General features: G+C 68.3%; 19 protein-coding genes. 11 read left to right on the top strand and 8 right to left on the bottom strand.

Features of this window, described 5'->3' with window-relative positions:
* Nucleotides 1-9 precede the first annotated feature (9 nt).
* Nucleotides 10-546: a TlpA disulfide reductase family protein gene (locus tag VFV19_19275; GenBank protein ID HEX4826450.1), complete on the top strand. Its 537-nt coding sequence runs from the start codon at nt 10-12 to the stop codon at nt 544-546.
* Here VFV19_19275 and lipA read toward each other — a convergent pair.
* The 3 genes from lipA to lpdA are packed head-to-tail and all read right to left on the bottom strand — an operon-like array spanning nt 495 to nt 4,113.
* On the bottom strand, nt 495-1,430 hold the full coding sequence (gene lipA, locus VFV19_19270; protein ID HEX4826449.1) for a lipoyl synthase: 936 nt from the start codon (nt 1,428-1,430) through the stop codon (nt 495-497). The two genes, VFV19_19275 and lipA, sit on opposite strands and share 52 nt — an antisense overlap.
* On the bottom strand, nt 1,427-2,722 hold the full coding sequence (gene sucB, locus VFV19_19265) for a 2-oxoglutarate dehydrogenase, E2 component, dihydrolipoamide succinyltransferase (GenBank protein ID HEX4826448.1): 1,296 nt from the start codon (nt 2,720-2,722) through the stop codon (nt 1,427-1,429). The genes lipA and sucB overlap by 4 nt, the downstream gene beginning before the upstream one ends.
* On the bottom strand, nt 2,719-4,113 hold the full coding sequence (gene lpdA, locus VFV19_19260; protein ID HEX4826447.1) for a dihydrolipoyl dehydrogenase: 1,395 nt from the start codon (nt 4,111-4,113) through the stop codon (nt 2,719-2,721). The genes sucB and lpdA overlap by 4 nt, the downstream gene beginning before the upstream one ends.
* Nucleotides 4,114-4,221: 108 nt before the next feature.
* Between lpdA and VFV19_19255 the strand changes: the two genes are divergently transcribed.
* The 8 genes from VFV19_19255 to VFV19_19220 all read left to right on the top strand — a co-directional run bounded on the left by VFV19_19255 (nt 4,222) and on the right by VFV19_19220 (nt 15,619).
* Nucleotides 4,222-4,764: an NADH-quinone oxidoreductase subunit B family protein gene (locus VFV19_19255; GenBank protein HEX4826446.1), complete on the top strand. Its 543-nt coding sequence runs from the start codon at nt 4,222-4,224 to the stop codon at nt 4,762-4,764.
* 8 nt (nt 4,765-4,772) lie between these two features.
* On the top strand, nt 4,773-5,894 hold the full coding sequence (locus VFV19_19250; GenBank protein HEX4826445.1) for an SAM-dependent methyltransferase: 1,122 nt from the start codon (nt 4,773-4,775) through the stop codon (nt 5,892-5,894).
* Nucleotides 5,895-5,917: 23 nt separating this feature from the next.
* The gene (locus tag VFV19_19245; GenBank protein ID HEX4826444.1) at nt 5,918-7,474 is read left to right on the top strand and encodes a tetratricopeptide repeat protein; all 1,557 of its coding nucleotides are present in this window, start codon (nt 5,918-5,920) and stop codon (nt 7,472-7,474) included.
* A complete protein-coding gene (locus VFV19_19240) occupies nt 7,471-9,777 on the top strand; it encodes a PEP/pyruvate-binding domain-containing protein (GenBank protein ID HEX4826443.1) in 2,307 nt (768 codons plus the stop codon). The genes VFV19_19245 and VFV19_19240 overlap by 4 nt, the downstream gene beginning before the upstream one ends.
* Nucleotides 9,778-9,783: 6 nt before the next feature.
* Nucleotides 9,784-12,447, top strand: coding sequence for a protein kinase (locus VFV19_19235; protein ID HEX4826442.1), 2,664 nt, complete (start codon nt 9,784-9,786; stop codon nt 12,445-12,447).
* 110 nt (nt 12,448-12,557) lie between these two features.
* Nucleotides 12,558-12,782, top strand: coding sequence for a hypothetical protein (locus tag VFV19_19230; protein HEX4826441.1), 225 nt, complete (start codon nt 12,558-12,560; stop codon nt 12,780-12,782).
* 43 nt (nt 12,783-12,825) lie between these two features.
* Nucleotides 12,826-13,965, top strand: a complete 1,140-nt coding sequence (locus tag VFV19_19225; protein ID HEX4826440.1) for a radical SAM protein — start codon at nt 12,826-12,828, stop codon at nt 13,963-13,965.
* Nucleotides 13,966-14,098: 133 nt separating this feature from the next.
* On the top strand, nt 14,099-15,619 hold the full coding sequence (locus tag VFV19_19220; GenBank protein ID HEX4826439.1) for a M64 family metallopeptidase: 1,521 nt from the start codon (nt 14,099-14,101) through the stop codon (nt 15,617-15,619).
* Between the two features lie 9 nt (nt 15,620-15,628).
* Here VFV19_19220 and VFV19_19215 read toward each other — a convergent pair whose 3' ends face one another.
* From VFV19_19215 to VFV19_19195, 5 genes are all read right to left on the bottom strand, one after another.
* Nucleotides 15,629-16,876 carry a Glu/Leu/Phe/Val dehydrogenase gene (locus VFV19_19215; protein ID HEX4826438.1) on the bottom strand — a complete coding sequence of 416 codons (1,248 nt, stop codon included), beginning with the start codon at nt 16,874-16,876 and terminating at the stop codon, nt 15,629-15,631.
* Nucleotides 16,877-16,985: 109 nt separating this feature from the next.
* Nucleotides 16,986-17,948, bottom strand: coding sequence for a Gfo/Idh/MocA family oxidoreductase (locus VFV19_19210; GenBank protein ID HEX4826437.1), 963 nt, complete (start codon nt 17,946-17,948; stop codon nt 16,986-16,988).
* The gene (locus VFV19_19205; protein ID HEX4826436.1) at nt 17,945-18,955 is read right to left on the bottom strand and encodes a rhomboid family intramembrane serine protease; all 1,011 of its coding nucleotides are present in this window, start codon (nt 18,953-18,955) and stop codon (nt 17,945-17,947) included. The genes VFV19_19210 and VFV19_19205 overlap by 4 nt, the downstream gene beginning before the upstream one ends.
* Nucleotides 18,956-20,986 carry a 3-hydroxyacyl-CoA dehydrogenase/enoyl-CoA hydratase family protein gene (locus VFV19_19200; protein HEX4826435.1) on the bottom strand — a complete coding sequence of 677 codons (2,031 nt, stop codon included), beginning with the start codon at nt 20,984-20,986 and terminating at the stop codon, nt 18,956-18,958.
* A 31-nt stretch (nt 20,987-21,017) separates the two neighbouring features.
* Nucleotides 21,018-21,353: a hypothetical protein gene (locus tag VFV19_19195; protein ID HEX4826434.1), complete on the bottom strand. Its 336-nt coding sequence runs from the start codon at nt 21,351-21,353 to the stop codon at nt 21,018-21,020.
* A gap of 24 nt (nt 21,354-21,377) precedes the next feature.
* Between VFV19_19195 and VFV19_19190 the strand changes: the two genes are divergently transcribed.
* On the top strand, nt 21,378-22,235 hold the full coding sequence (locus VFV19_19190) for a 3-hydroxyacyl-CoA dehydrogenase family protein (GenBank protein HEX4826433.1): 858 nt from the start codon (nt 21,378-21,380) through the stop codon (nt 22,233-22,235).
* Nucleotides 22,228-23,106, top strand: coding sequence for an amidohydrolase family protein (locus VFV19_19185; protein ID HEX4826432.1), 879 nt, complete (start codon nt 22,228-22,230; stop codon nt 23,104-23,106). The genes VFV19_19190 and VFV19_19185 overlap by 8 nt, the downstream gene beginning before the upstream one ends.
* The last annotated feature ends 3 nt before the right edge of the window (nt 23,107-23,109 follow it).

Genomic DNA, 23,109 nt, shown 5'->3' with positions numbered 1-23,109 from the left:
CTCTGCGCGATGCGTCCCGCTCCCGCGGCCGTGCCGGGACAGGCGCTGACGCCCGGCGACGTCGTCGTTCCGATCAAGGCGAAGACCTTGGACGGAGGCGACACCGAGATCGGCTGGAAGCCGGCCAAGGCGACCCTCGTCAACTTCTGGGCGACGTGGTGCGCGCCCTGCAAGCTGGAAATGCCCGAGCTGCAAAAGATCGCGGAGGCGCGGAAGAAGGACGGCCTGCGGGTCGTCGGCGTCGTCGTCCTCGATCAGGCCTCGGCGCCCGAGATCAAGACGGTCGTTCACCAGACCCAGGTGCGCTACGACATCTTCTGGGGCGGTCCGCCGGCCGAGGCGGCATGGCGCGGGATCGGCCTCCTTCCGACGACCTATCTCGTCGACCCGATGGGGAAGATCATCCGGAAGTACGTCGGCACGAACCCGGACGAGCTGGCGGCCGTCAAGAGGGACATCGACGACTTCCTCGCCGGCCGGCCGCTCGGCGATCCCTACCTTCCGCCCCCTGAGCCGGAGCCCGTCCGCAAGACCGGGAGGCCCTGAGGCGCCGGATCGGGGCGATGGCGCTCGGCGTGGTACGACGAGCGTACGAGCGGGCCCGACTCGACGTGCAGGAAGCCCATCGCGAGCCCTTCCTCGCGGAACCGTGCGAACGCGTCGGGGTGGGCGAAGCGCGCGACGGGAAGGTGCGTCGCGGTCGGGCGAAGGTACTGGCCCAGCGTGACGACGTCGACCCCCGCGGCTCGCAGATCGCGCATCGTCTCGAGGATCTCCCGGTCCTCTTCTCCCATGCCGACGATGATCGACGACTTCACACGGAGGGACGAGCGCTCGCGGTCGCGCCGCGCGGCCGCCGCGCGCAGGAGCCCGACGCTCCCGGCGTAGCTCGACCCCGGTCGCGCCGTCTTGTAGAGGCGCGGGACCGTCTCGACGTTGTGCGCGAAGACCGACGGCCCTGCTTCGAGCACGACGTCGAGCGCCCCCGGCTTGTTCTTGAAATCCGGCGTGAGCACCTCGACGGCACAGGACGGAGTGCGGTCGCGCACCGCGCGCAGGACCGCGGCGAAGTGGGAGGCCCCGCCGTCCGGCAGGTCGTCGCGATCGACGCTCGTGATCACGGCGTGGGAGAGACCGAGGCGCGCCACGGCCTCGGCGAGGTGCGCCGGCTCGTCGGCGTCGACGCCGGGCCTCGGCCGCCCGCTATGCACGTTGCAGAAGCCGCACGACCGCGTGCAGGTGTCGCCCAGGATCATGAAGGTCGCGGTGCCGGCGTTCCAGCACTCGTAGATGTTCGGGCAGCGCGCCTCCTCGCAGACGGTGTTGAGGCGTAGCTCGCCGACCATCGAGCGCAGGCTGCGGAACTTCTCGTCGGTGCGCAGCGTGATGCGCAGCCACTCGGGGCGGCGTTCGTGCGGCGAGCCGCTCACAGCAGCGACTCGTCGAACTCCTGGAGGCCCTTCTTGACCATGGCGAGGAACTGATCGGCGACCGCTCCGTCGACGATCCGGTGGTCGTACGACATCGACATGTACATCATCGAGCGGATCGCAATGGCGTCGTCGACGACGACCGGCCGCTTCTCGATGCCGCCGAGGCCGAGGATCGCCACCTGAGGCTGGCTGATGATCGGCAGGCCGAAGACGCCGCCGAAGATCCCGGGGTTCGTGATCGTGAACGTCCCGCCGGCGACCTCGTCGGGGACGAGCTTCTTCGTCCTGGCGCGCTCGGCGAGATCGCCGACGCGCTTTGTGAGACCGGCGAGCGACAGCTCGTCGGCGTTTCTCACGACGGGCACGATGAGGCCCCAGTCGAGCGCGACCGCGATCCCGATGTTGAGGTCTTTCTTGTAGACGATCTCGTCGCCCTCGACCGATGCGTTGATGACCGGCCACGCGCGGAGGCCGTCGCAGACCGCCTTCACGAAGAACGGCGTGATCGTGAGCTTCGTCCCGTGCCTCTCTTCGTACGTCGCCTTGTATTGCGCGCGCAGCTTGACGATGCGCGTCATGTCGACCTCGAAGACGGAGTGGACGTGCGCCGAGGTGCGGCGCGATTCGATCATGTGCTCGGCGATCTTCTTCCGCATCGGCGACATCTGCTGCCGCTCGACGCGCGCGCCGGACGAGAAGGTGACCGAAGGTGTCGGCGCGGGCGCGGGCGCGGGAGCCGCCTTCGGCGCCGCGGCGGGAGCCGGAGCCGTCCTTCCACCCTTCGCGATGAAGTCCTGAATGTCTTTCTTCGTGACGCGGCCGCCGGCGCCGGTGCCGGGAACGCGTGACGGATCGATGCCGGCCTCCTGCGCGATCTTGCGGACGACGGGGGAGATGAAACCGCCGCCTTCGTCGGAAGCCGGGGGAGCCGCTGCGGGTTTCGCCTCCACAGGCTTGGGAGCGGGCGCTGGCGCCGGAGCAGGCGCCACCTTCGCCTCCGCGGCCTTCGGTGCCGAGGGCGTCACCGTCGCACCGGCGTCGGTCTCGAGCACGGCGACGACCTGGTTCACCGGCACCGTCTCGCCGGCCTGGTTCTTGATCTCGACGAGCGTCCCCGCCGACGGCGACGGGATCTCGGCGTCGACCTTGTCCGTGGAGATCTCGAACAGCGGCTCGTCGCGGCCGACCTTCTCGCCGAGCTGCTTGATCCAGCGGGTGATCGTGCCCTCGGCGATCGACTCGCCCATCTGCGGCATGACGACGTCAACGCGCATCGGAGTCTCCTTCAGATGTGGATCGCGCGGCCGTGGACGGCCAGCGCAGCCTCTCCCATCGCCTCGGCCAGCGTCGGGTGCGCATGGATGGCGTGGAAGAGGGAGGCCGCGGTGGCCTCGAGGCTGACGGCCGCGACCGCCTCCGAGATCAGCTCGGTGGCGCGCGGGCCGATGATGTGGACCCCCAGGACCTCGTCGTACTTCTTCTCACCGACGATCTTGATGAAGCCGCGGGTGTCGTTCAGGATCTTCGCCTTGCCGATGGCGGTGAACGGGAACTGGCCGACGACGACGTCGTAGCCGCGCTTTCGCGCCGCCTCTTCGGTGAGACCGACCGACGCGACCTCGGGATCGCAGTACGTGCACGACGGCACCTTGTCGTAGTCGATCGGGTGCGGGTTCTTGCCGGCCGCGTCCTCGACGGCGACGATCCCCTCGTGCGAAGCGACATGGGCGAGCGCCTGCGTCTTGACGATGTCGCCGATCGCGTACACGCCGGGCACGCCGGTGCGCATGAGCCCGTCGACCTCGACGAAGCCGCGGTCGACCTTCACGCCGGCCGCTTCGAGCCCGATGTTCTCGGTGAGCGGCCTGCGGCCGACCGCCACGAGGAGGACCTCCGCTTCGAGCTCGATCGGCGTGCCGTCCTTCGAGGCCGTCACCTTGACGCCGTCGCCCGCGACGGCGACCTTCTCGACCTTCGTCCCGGTGTGGACGCCGAGCCCTCGCTTCTTGAACGCCTTCTCGAGCTCGGCCCCGAGCGCCGCGTCCTCGATCGGGATGAGGCGGGGGAGCAGCTCGACGACCGTGACCTTCGTCCCGAACGTCGCGTAGATCGACGCGAACTCGACGCCGACCGCTCCCGCGCCGAGCACGATCATCGACTTGGGGATCGTCTTCAAGCCGAGCGCGTGATCGGAGTTGATGATCCGCTTGCCGTCGAACTCGATCCCGGGAAGCCCGCGGATCACCGAGCCGGTGGCGACGACCGTGAACTTCGTGTCGATCGTCTGCTTCGCGCCGTCGTCGGCGGCGACCGAGACCTTGCCGGGCCCGGCGAGGCTTCCGCGTCCGCGGACGACCGTGACGTTGTTCTTCTTGAAGAGGTACTCGACCCCCTTCGCGTTCACGGTCACCATCTTGTCCTTGTACTTCTGCACGCCGTCGACATCGAGCTCGCCCGGCGCGAGCTTGACGCCGAACACGCCGGCGTGCCGGGACGTCTCCAGGACCTCGGCAGCGTGCAGGAGGGCTTTGGTCGGGATGCATCCCCAGATCAAGCAGGTTCCGCCGAGCACCGGCGCCATCTCGACGACCGCCGTCTTCATCCCGAGCTGGGCAGCGCGGATCGCGGCGACGTAACCCCCGGGTCCGCTTCCGATCACCGTCAGGTCGAAGGTGGGCACGCGCGGTCTCCTCGCGAGTCTCGTGGCGGGAAATTGCGTTGGGCGCGGAACTCTATCGCCGCCCGTCGGGGGGCGTCAAGAACCCGCCGATTTGATAGGATGACGCCGATGGCCGACCCCAAAGATCTCCTCGTCCTCCACGAGCGCTATCCGGAAGGGGACGCGCGCGAGACCGCCTACACGACGCGCGTCGAGGACTTCGTCAACTGGGGGCGGAAGAACTCGCTCTGGCCGATGCCGATGGGGCTCGCGTGCTGTGCGATCGAGCTCATGGCGACCGTCGGCCCGCGCTACGACCTCGCCCGGTTCGGCGCCGAGGCGCTCCGGTTCTCCCCGCGCCAGTCCGACCTCATGGTCGTGTCGGGGACGGTCACGAAGAAGATGGCGCCGTTCCTGCGCCGCATCTACGAGCAGATGCCGGTGCCGCGATGGGTCATCGCGATGGGCGCCTGCGCGAGCAGCGGCGGGATGTACCGGTCGTACGCCGTCGTGCAGGGCGTCGACGAGATCATCCCGGTCGACGTCTACATCAGCGGCTGCCCGCCGCGCCCCGAAGCGCTCATCGAGGGCGTCCTCGAGATCCGGCGCAAGATCGAGCGCGGGGTCAAGAGCGCCGCCGAGCTCGCGGCGTCGTCGTCGACCGCCGCCTAGTCTCGCCGATGGCGGACTCCTCCGCCGGACATCCCGAGCTGCTGCGGCGCCTCGCCGGCGAGATCCGCGCCGAAGGATCGGTCTCCTTCGCTCGGTTCATGGAGATCGCCCTCCACGATCCCGACGCGGGTTACTACGCGCGCGGACCGGAGCGGCTGGGGAGGGGAGGAGACTTCTTCACCGCGAGCGACGTCGGTCCGGCGTTCGGCGAGGCGCTCGCGCGTCTCGTCACCGAGATGGACGACGCGCTCGGCCGGCCGGAGCCGTTCCGCTACGTCGAGTACGGCGCCGGGCGGGGGATGCTCGCGCGGGACGTCCTGGAAGCGCTCCCCGCGGTCGCGTCGCGTGTCGCCGCCGATCTCGTCGACGCAAGTCCCGGGATGCGGGCGGCGGCCGCGGCGGCGGTCCCGAGCGCTCGCGTCGGCGCTCACCTCGCACGCCGTGGCGGTGCGGGCGTCGTCGTCGCCGTCGAGCTGTTCGACGCCCTGCCGGTCCATCGCGTCCGGCGGCGCGGGGAAGCGCTCGTCGAGGTGCGCGTCGCGATCGAGGGCGACCGGCTCGTCGAGGCCGAGCGCGAGGCGGACGCCGAGCTCGTGGCTGCGGCGTCGCGTTACGGTTCCGCCCCGGAGGACGGCGACGAGGCCGAGGTGTGCCTCGCGCTTCCCGGTCTCCTCGCATCCCTGTCCGAGGCGATCGAGCGCGGATTCCTCGTCGTCGTCGACTACGGGCACGAGGCGGAACTGCTGCGGGCGCCCGCTCACAGGCGCGGCACCCTGCTCGCCTATCGCCGTCACGCGGTCACCGAGGATTACCTCGATCACGTCGGCGAGCAGGATCTGACCGCCCACGTCAACCTCACGCACCTCACCGACGAGGCGCGCGCGCTCGGCTTCGCCCTGCTTCGGATGACGACGCAGGACCGCTTCCTGATCGCGAACGGGATCCTGGAAGGGCTCGACGACGACTCCGGGTCGCTCGCCGCGACGAAGCGCCGCCTCCAGGCGAAGCAGCTCCTGCATCCCGGGGGGATGGGAACGGCGTTCAAGGTCGCCGTCTTCGCGAAATCCCTCTCGCCCGCACCGGACCTGAAAGGGCTTCGAGATCCGTTCGAGACGGTGGGCGGAGCGTGAGGGTCCCGGTATATTCGACGCGCTTGCGCCTCCATCGTCTGATCACAGCCGGCGCCGTCGTCTTGCCGCTCGCGTGCGGAACGGGCGGGCGCGCACCGGAGCGATCGACGGCGGGCTCGAAGATCGGGATCGAGCCGCTGTCGCAGGTCCACCTCTACGAGAACCACTCATCGTCGCTCATCGCCTGGAGGCGCGCCGGCGCGCAGGGCCGCATCGTCGTCCATCTGGACGGGCACGCCGATCTCGACTGGCTCCCGGACGCGACGATCGCGCGGATCGCCGCCGCCGACCCGGACGAGCTGCCCCACCTCGAGCTCCACCCGTACGTGCTCGACGGCACGACCCATCAGCGGTTCGCCATCTGGAACTTCCTCTATCCCGCCGCGCGCCTCGGCGTCATGCGCTCCTACGTCTGGGTCGTTCCCGACGGGACCCTTCCCGATGCGGGGGCCGCCGAAGCGCTCGTCCAGGGGCTCGTCCTCCGGAAGATGCAGAAGGTGACCCTCGACGAGGCGCACTCCCTCCACCGCGAGGGGCGCGTGATCCGGGGCACGATCTTGGGCGTCGACACGACCATCTGCGAGCTGGCCGATCTTCCGGTCTTCGACGAGCCGGTGCTCCTGGACGTCGACCTCGATTTCCTCACGACCCGCTCGGCCACGACGCAGGAGGTGACCGAGGCGCCGTGGATCGACCCGGCGTCGCTCGTGGCGCGCCTCCGGGCCAAGCGCCTCCGCGCCGATCTGGCGACCGTATCGTACTCGACGTTCGGGGGCTTCCTTCCGCCCTCGTGCCGCTGGCTCGGCCGCGCGATGACCGACGCCCTCGAGGGCGACGTCGACGCCGCGACCCAGCGCGCCGCGGTGTACGCACGGGAGGCGGAGGCACGCGTGCAGGCGCTTCCCGACGACGCGGCGGCCTGGTACGCGCTCTCGCTGGCCGAAGCGCGCGCCGGCCGCAGCGCAGAACGGGAGACGGCCCGGGCCCGCGCCGTCGCCCTCGACCCGGTTCTGTCCGACGCCGGTCTCTTCGAGGCCGACGCGCTCTTCATCAACGGACGATGGGCCGACGCGCTCGCGGCCTACCGCGACTATCGCCGCGCGCACCCGATCGGACCGTTCACCGTCTACGGGCTCCGGCGCGAGGCGAGCTGCCTTGCGCGCCTGCGCCGCGACGACGAGGCGATCGCGACCCTCCGCCGCGTGGTCGCCGAGGCGCCGCAGCACGGCGACTCGCGCCTGGAGCTCGGCGTCCTCCTTCGTGAGAGCGGCGATGTCGAAGGCGCCGTCGCGGAGTTCAGGGAGGCGCGGCGGATCCTTCCCGATCAGGGCTCGTATGCGATGGCCCTGGGGACCGGATACGCCCGCGAGGGAAGGGTCGACGACGCGCTCTCCGAGCTCGCCGACGCCGTGCGGCTCCGGCCGACCTGGGCCGCGGCACAGGCGAATCTCGGCGGTCTCCTGATCGAGGCCGGGCGGCCGGCAGAGGCCGCCGTCCACCTGGACGCGGCGGCGTTCCTCGATCCCGGCGATCCTGCGATCCGGGATCTGCGGGCGCGCGTGAAGGCGTCGGCGCGATGATCCCCAAGGACGTGCGGCCCGATACCGAGGCGACGCTGCGCGAGGCGCTCTCGCTCTGGCCGGAGCTGGCCGAACGGATCGCGCGCCAGCTCCTCATCGTCCTCCACAGCGAGGGGCTGATCTCGATCGACGCCGTCTACGGCGAGGCTCGGGCGGAGGCGGGGGAGGGCGCGGCCGCCCCGGCCGACGACAACCCGAACCGGCCGGGCGCGGCCCCGTGGAGCGCGGGCGAGCGCGTCGCCGTCAGGGACACGGTTCTCCAGCATGCGGCGGCGCTCCTGACCCCGGAGCGCGTGCAGCAGGTCGTCGACGGCGTCCGCCGGCGCGACGAAGCCGAGAGCCTGGAGACGATCGCGAACCTCCCTGGCGTGTCGTTCGAGGTCCTCGCCGAGGCGCTGCGGCGGTTCTGCCGCCTGCCGCGCGGCGACGAGCGCCTGGCGCCGGCGCGCACGACCCAGCTCCGCGTCGCCCTGATCCGCAACTTCATCAGCGACCAGCTCGAATTCATCGGTGTCGCGAAGAACTACCTCCGCGTGACCGATTTCGAGTGGATCCTCGATCGCATTATCGGGTCTTCGAAGGGGCAAGGGCGCATCGGCGGCAAGGCCGCCGGACTGTACCTCGGCTATCGCATCCTCCAGGGCGAGCGGGAGGAGCACGGCCGGGATCCGATCGCCCAGGTCCACCTGCCCGAGTCGTGGTTCGTCCGGTCCGATCTCATCGAGACGGTGATCCGCATGAACCGGCTGGACGAGTGGCAGAGCCAGAAGTACAAGCCGACGGAGGAGATCAGGAACGAGTACCCGCTCATCCGGCAGATCTTCCAGAACGCGGAGTTTCCCGAAGAGCTGGTCCAGCGCCTCGATCGCGTCCTCGAGACCGTCGGCCACCATCCGCTCATCGTGCGCAGCTCGAGCCTCCTGGAAGACCGGTTCGGCGCGGCGTTCTCGGGGATGTACGCGAGTGTCTTCCTCGGGAACCAGGGGACGCGGACCGAGCGGTTGAAAGCGCTCCTCGCGGCCGTTGCCGAGGTCTTCGCGTCCACCCTCGCGCCGAACCCGCTCAGCTATCGCCGCCGCCACAACCTCATCGACTACAACGAGGACATGGCGATCCTGATCCAAAAGGTCGTCGGGCGGCCGCACGGCCGCTACTTCTTCCCCGACGTCGCCGGTGTGGGCTTCTCGCGGAACGAGTACCGCTGGTCGCCGCGCCTGAAGTCCGAGGACGGGCTCGCGCGGGTCGTCTACGGCCTCGGCACTCGCGCCGTCGACCGCACCGGCAACGACTACTCGCGTCTCGTCGCGCTCGGAGCGCCGATGCTCCGGCCGGAGGTCACACCGGAGCGCCAGGCGCGCTACGCGCAGCGGATGGTCGACGTCATCGACCTCGCCGCGGATCGCTTCACGACCGTGCCGCTGACGAGCGTCCTCGAGGAGGGCGCGGAGCCGCCGGGCCTCGACCAGGTCGCGTCGATCCGCACCGAGGACGGGCTCGTCGAGCCGACCGGCAGCCTCGCGGGCACGCCGGCGTCGCGCATTTGCCTGACCTTCGACCGCCTGCTCGCGCGGACGCGGTTCGCCGCGATCATGCGCGACCGCATGCGCCGCCTGGAAGACGCGTACGGCACGCCGGTCAACGTCGAGTTCGCGCAGGTCGAGGACCGCTTCTACCTCCTCCAGTGCCGGCCGCTCGTCCAGGTCGCCGAGGAGGAGGCCCGGCTCCCGCGCGGGATCCCGCGCGAGCGCGTCGTCTTCTCGTCGCGCGGCCTCGTCCGCTCGGGCGAGGTCCCCCGCATCGACACCGTCGTCTACGTCGATCCGCGCGCCTACGATGCCGCCGGCTTCGAGAAGCGCGCGGCGATCGGCCGCGCCGTGGCGCGCGTCAACGATGCGCTCGAGGGACGGACGTTTCTCCTCATGGGCCCCGGGCGATGGGGCACGAACGATCCCCAGCTCGGCGTCCGCGTCCACTACGCCGACATCAACCACTGCGCCGTGCTCATCGAGATCGCCCACCGAAAGGGCGAGTACGTGCCCGAGGTCTCGTACGGCACGCACTTCTTCCAGGACCTTGTCGAGGACGGGATCTACTACCTCGCCCTCCACCCGGACGAAGGCGCCGACACGCTGCGCGAGAGCTTCTTCCTCGACGCGCCGAACGCGCTCGCCTCGGTGTCGCCGCAAGACGCCGATCTCGCGCGCGGCCTCCACGTCGTCCACACCGCGGACGCGGCGCCCGGGCGCGTCCTCCGGCTCGCGATGGACGGCGAGGCGGGGGAAGCGATGTGCTGGCTGGAGTAGGATCGGCTGCAGGAGGTCTCTCATCTGACCGCTGACGGCGGGAACGACCCCCGGCTCCCTCGGCCGGGCGATCGCGTCCAGCACTACGAGGTCCTGTCGGAGATCGGCTCCGGCGGGATGGGAATCGTTTTCCACGCGCGTGACGTCCGGCTCGGCAGGGACGCGGCGCTCAAGTGCCCGTGGCCGCACCTCGCTTCCGACCCGGTCAGCCGTCATCGGTTCCTCCGCGAGTCGAAGGCGGCGTCTCGCATTACGCATCCGACGATCGTCCCCGTCTTCGAGGTCTTCGAAGAGCGCGACCTGCCATGGATCGCGATGGAGTGGGTCGACGGCGCCACGCTGACGGATGTGTTGTCCGGCGGCGAGCCGCTTCCGGTCGACGAGATCATCGTGCACGCCGAGGATCTCACCGACGCGCTGCGAGCGGCGCACGCGAAGGGCGTCCTGCATCGCGACATCAAGCCCGGCAACGTTCTTATCGGCAAGGATGGCCGGGCTCGGCTAACCGACTTTGGGCTAGCTCGGTTTTTCAGCGCGGAGGGGGAGGCGAGCCAGCAATCGACGAACAGCTCGCAGCTCACGAAGGAAGGAAAGATCGTCGGCACCATCGCGTACATGTCGCCCGAGCAGCTCCTCGGCGCGGAGCCGGACCCGCGCACCGACATCTTCGCGTTAGGAGTGATTCTCTACGAGATGTGCACGGCCAAGGCGGCCTTCTCGCCGACGCCGCAGTGGGACGTCTATCAAGCGGTCCAGCGCAAGGAGCCGGTCGCGATCGGACGGCTCAACTACGCGGTGCCTCGTGCGCTCGAGCGGATCATCCGCAAAGCGATCGCAAGGCGTCCGGAAGAGCGCTACCAGGACGCCCGAGACATGCTCGCCGACGTGCGGGCCCTGAAGCGGCGCCGAGCATCGGGTGATTTCGATCCCGAGGAGGAATTCGGTTCGCGTCGACGGGCGTCATGGACCGTGATCTTGGCGTCCAGTGGAGCGCTGGCGCTCGCGGTGGCGGCGTGGATCGCGTGGCATCGTGGCGACCCTGCGCCCGTGGTTCTCGGGACGCCGCGCCAGATCACGTCAGCGCCGGGGACGGAGCACGATCCGGCGATCTCGCCCGACGGAACGCTCATCGCCTACGCCTCGGACGAGGGCGGCGGCTCACACATTTGGCTCATCGATGCCCACGGTGGTAACCCGCTGCGTCTCACCGGCGATCCCGCCGCCGACCGACGCCCAACATGGTTTCCGGACGGCTCCGCTCTGGCTTTCGTCTCTGATCGCGGCGGACGTGACGCCGTGTGGAAAGTCCCAGCGCTCGGGGGGTCGCCAACCCTCGTCGTCCCTGATGCCGACGGACCGGCGGTCTCACCCGACGGAAGAAGGATCGCGTTCATGCGGACGCCCGCGAACGGCGACCCGCGCATCTACCTCGCGCCGGTCGCGGCGCCGGAGGCGGCCAGTCCGCTCACCAAGGATGGCGTCGGGCAATGGGGGCAATTTGACCCTGCATGGTCGCCAGACGCCACGAGGATCGTGTTCGCCGATTCCGCGCACATCTGGATCGCGGACCCGACGGCGCACACGGCGCGCCAATTGACAGATGGCGTCGTGGCCGACACACGTCCTGCGTTCTCCTCCGACGGAACGCACGTTTACTTCGGATCGATGCGCGACGGCACGCTTGCGCTCTGGCGTGTTTCCGCGAACGGCGGTTCCCCGGAGAGACTGACCTACGGCACCGGACCCGAAACGACTCCCACGATCGACCGTGCCGGAAGGCGCATGGCTTTCACGAGCTTCAACAGCGACGCAGACGTCGGACTGCGTAACATGATTACCGGCTCGCAAGTCCGGCTGAGCTCTCCCGCGTATGAAACCGCACCCGCGATCGCTCCCGATGGCACTCGCGTTTATTTCTGCTCAGGCCGTTGGGGCGGTGTCATGGGCCTTGCCGCTCAATCGATCGCCGATGGGAAGCCGACCGGTCCCGTCGAGCGGCTGACCGAATGGAACGCCGCGCTTCCGCGCGTCTCGCCCGATGGGCGATGGCTTGCGTTCTGGAGGATCGTCGACGGCCAGCGCGACATTTGGCTGATGTCGTCGCGCGGCGGAGAGGCCATTCGCTTCACGGATGACCCGGCTGCGGACATCCAGCCCGCGTGGTCGCCGGACGGTGCCAAGCTCGCGTTCGTCTCGGAGCGCGGGGGAACTCCGCACATCTGGGTCGAAGCGGTGGCAGAAGGGCGGGCGATCGGTACGGCAAGCCGCGTCACATCCGGCCCCGACTTCGACTCATCACCCGAATGGTCGCCCGACGGACGGTCGATCTCGTTCGTGCGGAAAATCGACGGGATCGGTGAAATCTTCGTCGTGCAGATCGACGGAAGAGCTCTGCGCAGGGTCACCCACGGTGCGGACGCCCAGCGGCTGCGCTGGCTCGCCCCGCCCTCCGGGCTCTTCGCGTCCGGCGTCTGGGGTGGCTCGACGTTCGACGTTCGCAGGGTCGACCTTGGCACTGGACGCGCGGCAGCCCTCTCGCCACCCCTGACGGGTACAGATCCATCGAGCGCCCTCTTCGATTTGGATCGCAACGGGCGTATGCTCGTGAGCATGATCTCCGAGACGCGTGGGGACGTCTGGATCCTCGAGGCGCCGCCAGGAACCTTCTGACGTCGTTCGCATCGACCAAGGATTCGCTACCACCGTTAAGAGGTTTTTCAACCGAATCCGCGCTTCTGCGCGGCCGGGTGTGTGGCCCGCTTGGGCCATGGAGGACTGTCATGGAGAAACAAGCGAAGAAGAAAGCCGCGCGGCCTGGCACCACGAGACGCAGCGGGTCATCCGCGTCGAAGAAGAAGGCCAAGCATCTGAAGAGAGTGTTGAAGGAAGCAGCGGCAATGCTCAAGGGGGTTTCGAAACAGCTCGAATCAAACAAGTCGGGTGACTCTCTCGGCGGTCCGATGCGCTGGGTCGGCGGAGACTGTCCGCCGCCGATCAAGGACTGATACGGCAACGCCGATGCAGGGTCCGCACCCCAGCATTTCGCGCGTGAAAACGGTCGACGTGATTCTCACGTCGCGCTGCGACCTGAAGTGTGGGTATTGCTTCCAGGACGACAAGAAGGCCAAGAGCATGGAATGGGAGACCGCACAGGCGGCGCTCGACCTCGCACTCGGGTCGTCCGAGCCTCGCGTCCAAATCGTGTTCTTCGGCGGCGAGCCGATGCTCGAGTTCGACACGATTCGGCGTGCCGTCGACTACCTGAAGGCGCGGCGCAAACCCACCCAGCGCGTGCAACTGTCCCTTCTGACCAACGGCATGTCGATGACATCCGAGGCGATCGAGTTTCTGAGCTCCAACGCGTTCGACGTCCAGCTCAGCTTCGACGGTGTGCCGCAGATGCAGATCTTTCGCGGGAAGGGAACGCATCGAGTCCTGGACGCGCTCCTCGACGAGATGCGCGAGCGCGCCGGACCCTGGTACGAGGATCACGTGAGCATCGCGATGACTCTCGTGCCACGGACGATTCCTTGGTTCGCCGATTCGGTCGAGTACTTTCTCGCGAAGGACGTGCCGGAGCTGGGCGTCTCGGCGAAGGTGACGCCCGATCCGTACTTCAAGCCGGAAATGATCGAGGATCTTCGCGCCCAGTTCCGACGTGTCTTCCGTGCTTCGGTGAGGCACTACGCGAGAACCGGCCGCGTGCCTCTGGTCGCCTTTCGGAAGTCCGGTCGGGCCAGGCGCGTTCCGCGGCCCAAGCGGATCACCATGTGCGGCGTGATGCGCGGCGAGCGGCTCGCGGTCGACGTCGACGGTCAGACGAACGGCTGTCTCATGTTCGCGGAGTCGTATCAGTCGTTTCCGTCCCCCGGACTTCGCGAGCGATTGGCCCCGCTGCGCCTCGGCGATGTCCGGACGCCCGAAGTTTCCCAGCGGCTCCCGATGTTCCCCGACGCGGTTCGTGCCGCGGGTCTCTTTCACGACAAGCAGTCGAAACGTTCGACCTACGGAAAGTGTGCCGAGTGCCGGTACCTCGCGCGATGCTCCCTTTGCCCGATGTCGATCGGTTATGCCAACGGCGGTTCCGACCTCACGACCGTGCCGGATTTTCTCTGCGCGTACAACCTCGTCTCGCTCTCGTATCGCGATCGTTTTCCTTTGTCCCGACCTCCGTGGGAGGGTCAGTGACATGGCTTCCAATCCGATTCTCGCGCTCTTGGTGAGTGAAGGCGATCCCGCGTTCAGTCTCTTGGCGGCGGCACGAGCGGAACGGGCACCGGGCGGAGTGCAGCCGCGATCTCCACGGGTCACGGATGCGAACTTGGCCGCGCTGTCCGCAGGCGTGAAGGAGCTCGTGGCAGCGGTCATCGACGTCGCTGGCAACGTGATCGCCAGCTATGGCTTCAGCCCGCGCGACGCCATCTACCACGAGTCACCGCGTGACGATATGCCGGACGCCCTGCAGAGGTGGTATGGCCCTGTCGCGAGCGAATTCCGGAAGCTCTACATTCCGGTTCCTCCCGGTGGCCGATTCGTGCTGCTCTTCCGAGCCCTGGTTAGGGGCGGCGGTGTCCTTGCGAAGTTCGTTCAGAGAACCCCCGTCATGTTCGGTCACCTCGAATACGGCGCTGGGCCGCCTCCGGCGGCGCCTCCCCCGATCGTACTCGGCGGCCTTGGCGTGATGCCGGGCCTCGTTCCGCTCGAATTCAGGCCAAATACTCCGCCGCCGGCGCTCGCCGTCACGATCGGCACTCCTGCGCCGCATGGCCACGTCAAGAACGTCCAGTCGCTCGACCCAGGTCGGAAGCCGAAGTCGTCATTCGACGTCGTGATCATGGGGGACGGATTCCACACGAACCAAGACCTCCGCGAATTCGACACGCTGGCCAACGCGCTCGTACACGGCTTGCGTGACATGCAGCCGTTTCGCAGCCGAGCAAGTACTCTCAGCTTTCACAAGATCACGGTCGTTTCCGATGAGTCCGGAATCACCGACGAGACGCCGACGGGCGTCGGAAAGCGGAACACCTACTTCTATTTCAAGACTGACACGAAAACTCGGTACGTCATCGGGACGCCGTACCCGCAGATTGTTATGGACGTCGCGGGCAAGATCGCGCCATGGACCCATATCGATCTCGTCGTCGTCATTTGCAACTTGAATCTCGATACAGCGCACGCGTGGCGCGACCAACGAATCGTCGCATGCTCGAAATCGCACAAGGAGAGCGTCCATCGGTTCCTCGTCACGGCGGCGCACGAGATGGGACATGTCGTCGCGGGCCTTGCCGACGAGTACATCTGCTGCGACGCCTACGACAAGGTCACGCCGATCCCGAACTTGGCGACGAAGGAGGACCGCGCGGCCAAGACCGAACCTTGGCGCGCCATCGCAGCACGGTCGGATTTCATCGACAACAACCCGAAGAATGACTTCAAGGTCGTTCAGCTTTACGGCGATCCCGATCCGCCGGACGATCAGCTTCTCTCGCTCGGGGCGTTCTGGGGTTGCGAATTCACGAGCGTCGAGGACCACACCAAGTCGTGCCTCGGGAATGCCGACCAGCGCGGCGCCGACTTCTACCGGCCGATGGGTCGCTGCCGGATGCGCGACATGGTGTCAGACTATTGTCCCGCATGTGCGGCGGCGATGGCAGAGGCCCTCGATAGTCCGCGACTCCTCGTGGTCGAGGGAAAGAAATTCCACGCTGCCAAGGCGAAAACACATCGGTCGAAGTCGGCGAAGAAGAAGTCCAAACCGAAGATGGTAAAGCGGCGGGCACAGAAAAAGGGGCCGAAGAGATCTCCGGCCCCCAAGAAGCACAAAGCCAAGACGAAGTAACCGGGACGATCAGGCCCAGCCCCTCAACCTCACCGCCTCCGCCACCCGGCTCACCGAGACGAGGTACGCCGCGAGCCGGTTGTGGACGTTGTACCGGCGCGCCATGTCGTGGACGGCGTGGAACGCGGCGGTCATCTTGGTGTCGAGGCGCTTGTGCACCTCGCCTTCCTCCCAGTAGTACTGGTAGGCGTTCTGCACCATCTCGAAGTAGGAGACGGTCACGCCACCGGCGTTGCAGAGGAAGTCGGGGATCACGTAGACGTTCGCGGCGTGCAGGATGACGTCCGCTTCCGGGGTCGTCGGTCCGTTCGCCAGCTCGGCCTGGATCTTGGCCTTGATGCGGCCGGCGTTCTCGGACGTGATGACGTTCTCGAGGGCGGAAGGGAACAGGACCGTCACGTTCAGCTCGAGAAGGGCCTCGTTCGTGATCGGCTTGCTGCCGGGGAAGCCGACGACGGAGCCGGTCTGCTCCTTGAACTTCTGGACCTCGGTCGCGTCGAGGCCGTCCATGTTGACGATGCCGCCGCGCGAGTCGGAGACGGCGACGATCTTGAGGCCGAGCATCTCCTGGCCGAGCTTGTGCGCGAACGAGCCCGCGTTGCCGTAGCCCTGGATCGCCGCGCTCGCGCCCTTGAGCTCGATCTTGAGCGCCTTCGCAGCCTCACGGACGCAGAAGATGCCGCCGCGCGCCGTCGCGTCGCCGCGGCCCTTCGAGCCGCCGAGGGCGAGCGGCTTGCCGGTGATGACGCCGAACTCGTTGTGGCCCTTCATGAACGAGTACTCGTCCATCATCCACGCCATGATCTGCGGCGTCGTGTAGACGTCGGGCGCGGGAACGTCCTCGAACAGGCCGATCATCCGCCCGATCTGCCGGACGTAGGCGCGCGAGAGCCGCTCGAGCTCGGCCGGGGACATCTCCTTCGGGTTGCAAATGATGCCGCCCTTGCCGCCGCCGAGCGGGATGTCGACGACGGAGGTCTTCCACGTCATCCAGGCCGCGAGCGCGCGGACCGTGTCGACCGTCTCGTCCGGGTGGAACCGGATCCCGCCCTTCGTTGGGCCGCGCGAGTCGTTGTACTGGACGCGGAACCCGTGGAACACCTTCGTGGTGCCGTCGTCCATCTTGACCGGCAGCGTAACGTGCATCTCGCGCACCGGCCAGCGCAAGAACTCGTGGATCGCGGGATCCAGCTTCAGGATCCTTGCCGCCTCGTCGAGCTGGCGCTGAGCGATGTGGAACGGGTTGTGATCGGTCATCGGACGCTCTCCAATTGCGGCCATAGCGCGTTCTCCTCAGACGATAGCGGAGCGTCTCATCCGCTTGGTGGTCTGAGATGATCCACCCCGCCGCGAAGGACCGTCAAGATCAATCCCGCCCAATCCGGGCGGGAATCGAAGCATACGCGAGATCGCACGCGCGCACTGCGGCGGCGCCGTCCCGGGCGGTCACGGGCATCGGCGCGTCCTCCCGCAGACAGCGCACGAACGCGGCGAGCATCGCGGCCACCGTCGGGACCGGAGGCCAGACCCCGAGCGGCAGGACCGTCCGGCCCTCGATGCGGGCCAGTTCCCGGTGGACGAAGTCGGCGCGGACTTGCGCCTGCTCGCCCACGATCTCGATCCGGCCGCTCCTGCCGCCGGTGGTGCGTGCATTGTCGACGGTCGCGAGGAGGCCGCCGGGCTCGAGCGTGACGACGGCGGCGAGCTCGTCCTCGGTGTCCCGGGTCACGACGCGCCGTGACGCGCCCGTGACCGAGACGATCTCCGCGCCGGTCAGGAACCGCAGGAGGTCGAACGAATGAACGGCGGTGTTGAGGATCGTTCCGCCCCTCCCCGGTGTGTCGATCCACGAGCGTCCCGCCGGCTCGAAGCGCTGGCTGAGGGCGAGCATGCGGAGGCGGCCGATCCGGCGTGCTTCGTCGCGCACGGCGGCGATCAGCGGATCGAAGCGCAGCGTGTGCGCGACCATGAGCGGCGTTCCCGTCCGCTCCGCGGCGAGGGCGATGCGCTCGGCCGAGGCGGCATCGGGCGCCAGCGGCTTCTCGACGAGGACCGGACGGCCCGCCTCGAGGCACGCGATCGCCACCGGCGGATGCAGGTCGGGCGGGAGGGCGATCGCGACCGCGTCGAGCCCCGGAAGAGTCGCCAGCTCGTGCGGGTCGTGCGCGAAGGCGACGGCGTTCTGGAGCGCGAAGAGCGATCCCTCGCGGCGGTCGCTCCTGGAGACGGCGCCGAGCGCGGCGCCCGGAACGTCGCCGGCGAGCAGGTGATCGGCGTAGCGGCGGCCGTGGATCCCGAGCCCCGCGAGGCCGATCCGGAGCGGCCTCAATGGAAAAAGCGAGGGGGCAGAAGCCCGACGTCCCGCACCCCGAGCTTCGACATGAAGTAAAACGACGCGAGCACTGCGGCGATCGAGAGCCACGCGAGAATGATCCAGACGCCTTCCGTCGCGCGGCTGCGGAACGAGCCCGACGGAACGATCAAGGCGAGCGCGCACCCCGCGAGGAATCCACCGAGGTGGTTGAGCCAGTCGATGCCGGGCAGGAAGCTCATGCCCACCATGAGAACCGTGTTCTGAAGCATCACGGATTTGAGACGCGAGCCGTAGGCACCGCCGAGGCGCCAGCCGTGGACCAGAAGAAGGCCGAGGAGGCCGCACAGGGCGCCGGAAGCGCCGACGGTTTGGACCGGGCGAACGAGCTGGCTCATCGCGCTGCCGGCGATGCCGGTCACGACGTAGATGGTCGCGAGGCGCTCGGTCCCGAATTCCTCCTCGACGAGCGGGCCGAGCCTGACGAGCGCTAGGGAATTGAACAGGAAGTGGAGCAGGCCTCCGTGGAGGAAGACCGGCGTGATGATCCGCCACCACTCGTGAAACTGAGTCGTCAGAGGGCTGAGGCCGGAGCCGTAGAGAACGAGCGTCGGGAGGTCGAAGCGCAAGAGCCGGGTGAACGGCGGGCCGGGGTCGTATCCGTCGGCCGTGAAGGGACGGAGGAGACAGAGGGCGAACATCAGCGTGTTCGCGAGCAGGATCGCGGCGGTCGTCGCGGTCGCTCCGGGGATCAAGTTCTCGATGACGCGGGTGATCCCGGGCGCGCGCACGTCGGCGAGCGTCGCCCCGCACTCGGTGCAGCGGCGCACGTGCCGCGGGACGAGCGCTCGGCACGACGGGCACATCTTGTAGGCGACCTGGGTGGAGCGGACGACCATCTCGGCCTTGAGGCCGGACTCGCCCAGCTCGCGCCGCCGCCGGTTCCACTTCCACCGCAGGCGGGTGCCGTTGAGGCCGAGCGCGTCGAACGCCCGCGCGAGCAGCTCGACGAGTTGATCGAGCAACTAACGCCCCTGGAAGACCGGCGCCTTCTTCCCCAGCGTCGACAGTCCCTCGTACGCGTCCTTGGTCGAGAAGATCTCCTCGAGATGGGCGAGCTCGAGCGCGAGACCGTCCTCGAGCGGGAGCGAGGCCCCGCTCTCGATGAGCTTGCCGGCGAGGCGGAGGGCGATCGGCGCCTTGAAGCCGACACGCTTCATCGCCTTGCCGAGCGCCTCGTCGCCGCCGGTATCGGCCTTGCCGAGGCGGAGCGTCTCGGCGTCGTTCCCGGCGAAGAACGCCTCGAGTGCGAGGTGGCGCGCCGACAGCGACGCCTTCGGCGAAGGCGAAGCCCCGCGGACGATCGCCTGGCGGCAGGCGGCGTCGAGCTCCTCGTGGGGGACGACGGCGTCGACGAAACCGATCGCGGCCGCCTCGTCCGCGGTGAGCGTGTGGCCGGACATGACGAGCCAGCGCGTGAGACCGATCCCGATGCGCCGCGTCGGGCGCTGCGTCCCGCCGAGGCCGGGGTAGATCCCGATCCCCGTCTCGGGGAACGCGAAGCTCGCCCGCGGCGTCGCGATGAGGGTGTCGCACGCGCACGCCAGCTCGAGCCCGCCGCCGAGCGCGAGCCCATGGAGGCGCGCGACGACCGGCTTGGGACAGGCGTCGATGTCATGGAGGAGCGCATGCCCGGCGCGCGTGAAGTCGACGATGCGCTTGAGATCGCCCGACTCCATGTTGCGCACGAAGAAGCGGATGTCGGCGCCGGCGATGAACGCCTTGCCGGCTCCCGCGATGACGATGCCCTTGACCTTCGGATCGGCAGCGGCCGCCTGGAACGCCTCGTGGAGCTGCGCCACGACCTTCTCGTTGAGCGCGTTCATCGCGTCGGGCCGGTTGACGGTCAGCGTCGCGACGCCGTCCTTCACCTCGCTCTTGACGAGCTGGAAGGTGAACGGCGTGCGCGAGCGCCACTGGAGCGAGAGCATGCCGGGGACGGCCACCCCCCACGCGCCCCCGAACTGGCCGACGAGATCGCCGGCCTCCATGATGCCGAACTTGTTGATCATCTCGAACGGCCCGCGCGGCCACCGGAGGCCGACGCGCGCGCCGATGTCGGTGTCCTCGATCGTGCCGACCTCCTCGTCGACGAGCGACGTCGCGACGAGGAACGTCACCGCGAGAAGGCGAGCGGAGACGGCGTCGGCTTTCGAAGGATCGGCCGTCCCGGAAAGGTCCCACAGCTTCCCGGACGCGACCTGCGACTTCAACAGCGCGGCCGGCTCGTAAAGAGGACCGAACGCGCGGCCCAGCGTCTCCGCGGCGTGAAGCGCGATCGGCACGCCGGTGACGTTCATCAGCTCGAACGGGCCCATGCCGACGCCGAACGTCGTCTTCGCCGCCGCCTCGATCGTCGGGATGTCGCCGGCTCCTTCCTCGAGCAGGCGCACGGCCTCGTTGAGCCACGGCACGAAGAACCGGTTGACGATGAACCCCGACGCGTCGGCGGAGCGGATCGGCGTCTTGCCCATCATCTCTTGCGCGGTCCACGCCAGGTCGAACGCCTCGGGCGACGTCGCCTCGCCGGCGATCACCTCGACGAGGCGGTTCTTCGCGGGGTGGTAGAAGTAGTGGAGCCCGAGGATCCGCTCGGGATGCTTCATCCCGCGCGCGAGGTCGCTCACCGCGAACGACGACGTGTTCGTCGCGAGGAGCGCATCGGGCCGGCACACCTCCTCGAGCCGCGTGAAGACCGAGCGCTTCACCTCGAGGTCCTCGAACACCGCCTCGATCACGAGATCGATGTCGGCGAGACGCGACCAGTCGGACGTGCCCGAGATCCGCTCGCGAATCGCCTTCGCGTCGTCGGGACGGAACACCTTGCGCTCGACTCCCTGCTTGAGCGTCTCGTCGATGATGCCGAGGCCTCGCGTGACCTTGGCGTCGTCGAGATCGACGAGCACGACGGGGAATCCCTCGGTCGCGGCCTTCTGGGCGATGCCGCTCCCCATGTTGCCGGCGCCGATGACGGCGATCTGACGGATCTTCTTCATGGAAATGAACCCTCGAGCCGAAGACCGCAGTCTAGCGCACGGACGCGATCGCGACGACGACGCCCACGAAGAGCAAGACCGCCGCCGCCCATCCGGTCGGACGGGGCTTGCCGGAAAGCCCCGCGAGCCACGCCGCGAATCCCGAGACGAGAAGTGCGATCGCGACGAACGCCCCGTAGGCCGGCAAGGTCGCCGCGCCGACCGCACCGACCGGCGCACCGACCGCGGCCATCCAGCCACCGCGCCTCGCGGTGCGCTTGGCCTCGACGAGGCGCCCTTCCGCTTCGAGCCGCCCGGCGCTCAGAACCATCGCCACGCCGAAGGCGAGCAGGAGAAGGTGCGCGAGGAAGGCGCCGAGGTCTTTCACCGGGCCGTACGTTACACTCCGCAGATGGAGATCAAGACAATCGCCGTCATCGGCGCCGGAACGATGGGACGCGGCATCGCGCAGGCCGCTGCGGCGGCCGGCTACGACGTCAAGATCGTGGATGCGGACGCGCAAGCGCTGGCGCGCGGCCTGAACGCAATCCGCGATGCGCTTCAAACGCTCGTCGACAAGGGCAAGATCGAAACGGCCGAGCGCGACCGCATCGCCGAGCGCATCGCGCCGGCAGGAACGCTCGCCGAAGGCGCCGACGGCTCCGACCTCGTCGTCGAGGCCGCGCCCGAGTCGCTCGATCTCAAGACGAAGATCTTCGGCGAGATGGACAAGGCCGCACCGAAGGGCGCGATCCTCGCGAGCAACACGTCGTCCCTTCCCATCGGCAAGCTCGCCGCCGCGACGAAGCGCCCCGATCGCGTCGTCGGCATGCACTTCTTCAATCCCGTCCCCGTCATGGCGCTCCTCGAAGTCGTGCGCGCGGAGCCGACCTCCGACGCCACGGTCAATTCCGCCGTCGAGGTCGGCCGCAAGATGGGAAAGGACCCGATCGTCGTGCGCGATACGCCCGGCTTCGCGACGAGCCGCCTCGGCGTCCTCCTCGGTCTCGAGGCGATACGGATGCTCGAGCAGGAGGTCGGCACCGCCGAGGACATCGACAAGGCGATGACGCTCGGCTATCGCCACCCCATGGGGCCGCTCCGCCTCACCGATCTCGTTGGTCTCGACGTGCGCCTCGCGATCGCGGAGCACCTCCATCGCGAGCTGAAGTCCGACGCGTTCCGCGTCCCCGACCTCATGCGGCGGATGGTGGCGGAGGGCAAGCTCGGCAAGAAGTCGGGGCAGGGGTTCTACCGTTGGGATGCGTGACGCCGTGATCGACGGCTACCGCGTCTGTGATGTCCACGTCCACATTCAACCGTGGGAGATGCATCCTCCCTCGGTCGCCGCGGCGATGGAGCACGGCAGGGGCGACCTCGGCCTCATCGCGTCGTTCATGGCGAAACCCAAGGCGTTTCTCGAGCACATGGACCGCTCCGGCATCGAGCGCGCGGCGATCATCAACTACGTCGCGCCGGACGTCATGGGGTTTACAGCAGAGGTCAACGATTGGTGCGCACGCTGGTGCGGCGAAGCGCCCGATCGTCTCATCGCGTTCGGCTCTGTGAACCCCCGCTTCACTGACGATCCCGCGGGCGAGACCGAGCGCGTGCTCGATCTCGGCATCCGCGCGCTCAAGATCCATCCACCGCACCAGCTTTTCCAGGTGAACGCCTATCGCACCGGCGGCGAAGGCTCAGGCATCGGCGATGTCTGGCGTGTCGCGCAGGAACGTTCGGTGCCGGTCATGATCCACACCGGGACGTCGATCTTTCCCGGCGCACGCAACACCTACGCGGACCCGTTGCCCGCCGACGACGTCGGCGTCGACTTCCCGAAGCTGAAAGTCATCCTCGCGCACGCGGGGCGTCCATTGCACGGCCGCACTGCGATGTTCCTCGTACGGCGGCATCCCAACTTCATGCTCGACCTATCGGGAATACCGCCGAAGCGGATGCTCGACTACGTGCCGCGCCTTACTGACCTCGCCGGTCGTTGTTTGTGGGGATCCGACTGGCCGAGCCCGGGCGTCGAGGATCTGCGAAGGAACGTCATCGATTTTCTCGCGCTCGATCTTCCCGATGACGCTCGGCGCGCCATTCTTTGGGAGAATTCGGCGCGGGTCTTCGACAGCCGGTGATCG

It is taken from the genome of Candidatus Polarisedimenticolaceae bacterium, assembly GCA_036275915.1.
Classification (GTDB): domain Bacteria; phylum Acidobacteriota; class Polarisedimenticolia; order Polarisedimenticolales; family DASRJG01; genus DASRJG01.
Note: the sequence above shows the minus strand (reverse complement) of the source record. Positions and strands in the feature narration are given on the sequence as shown.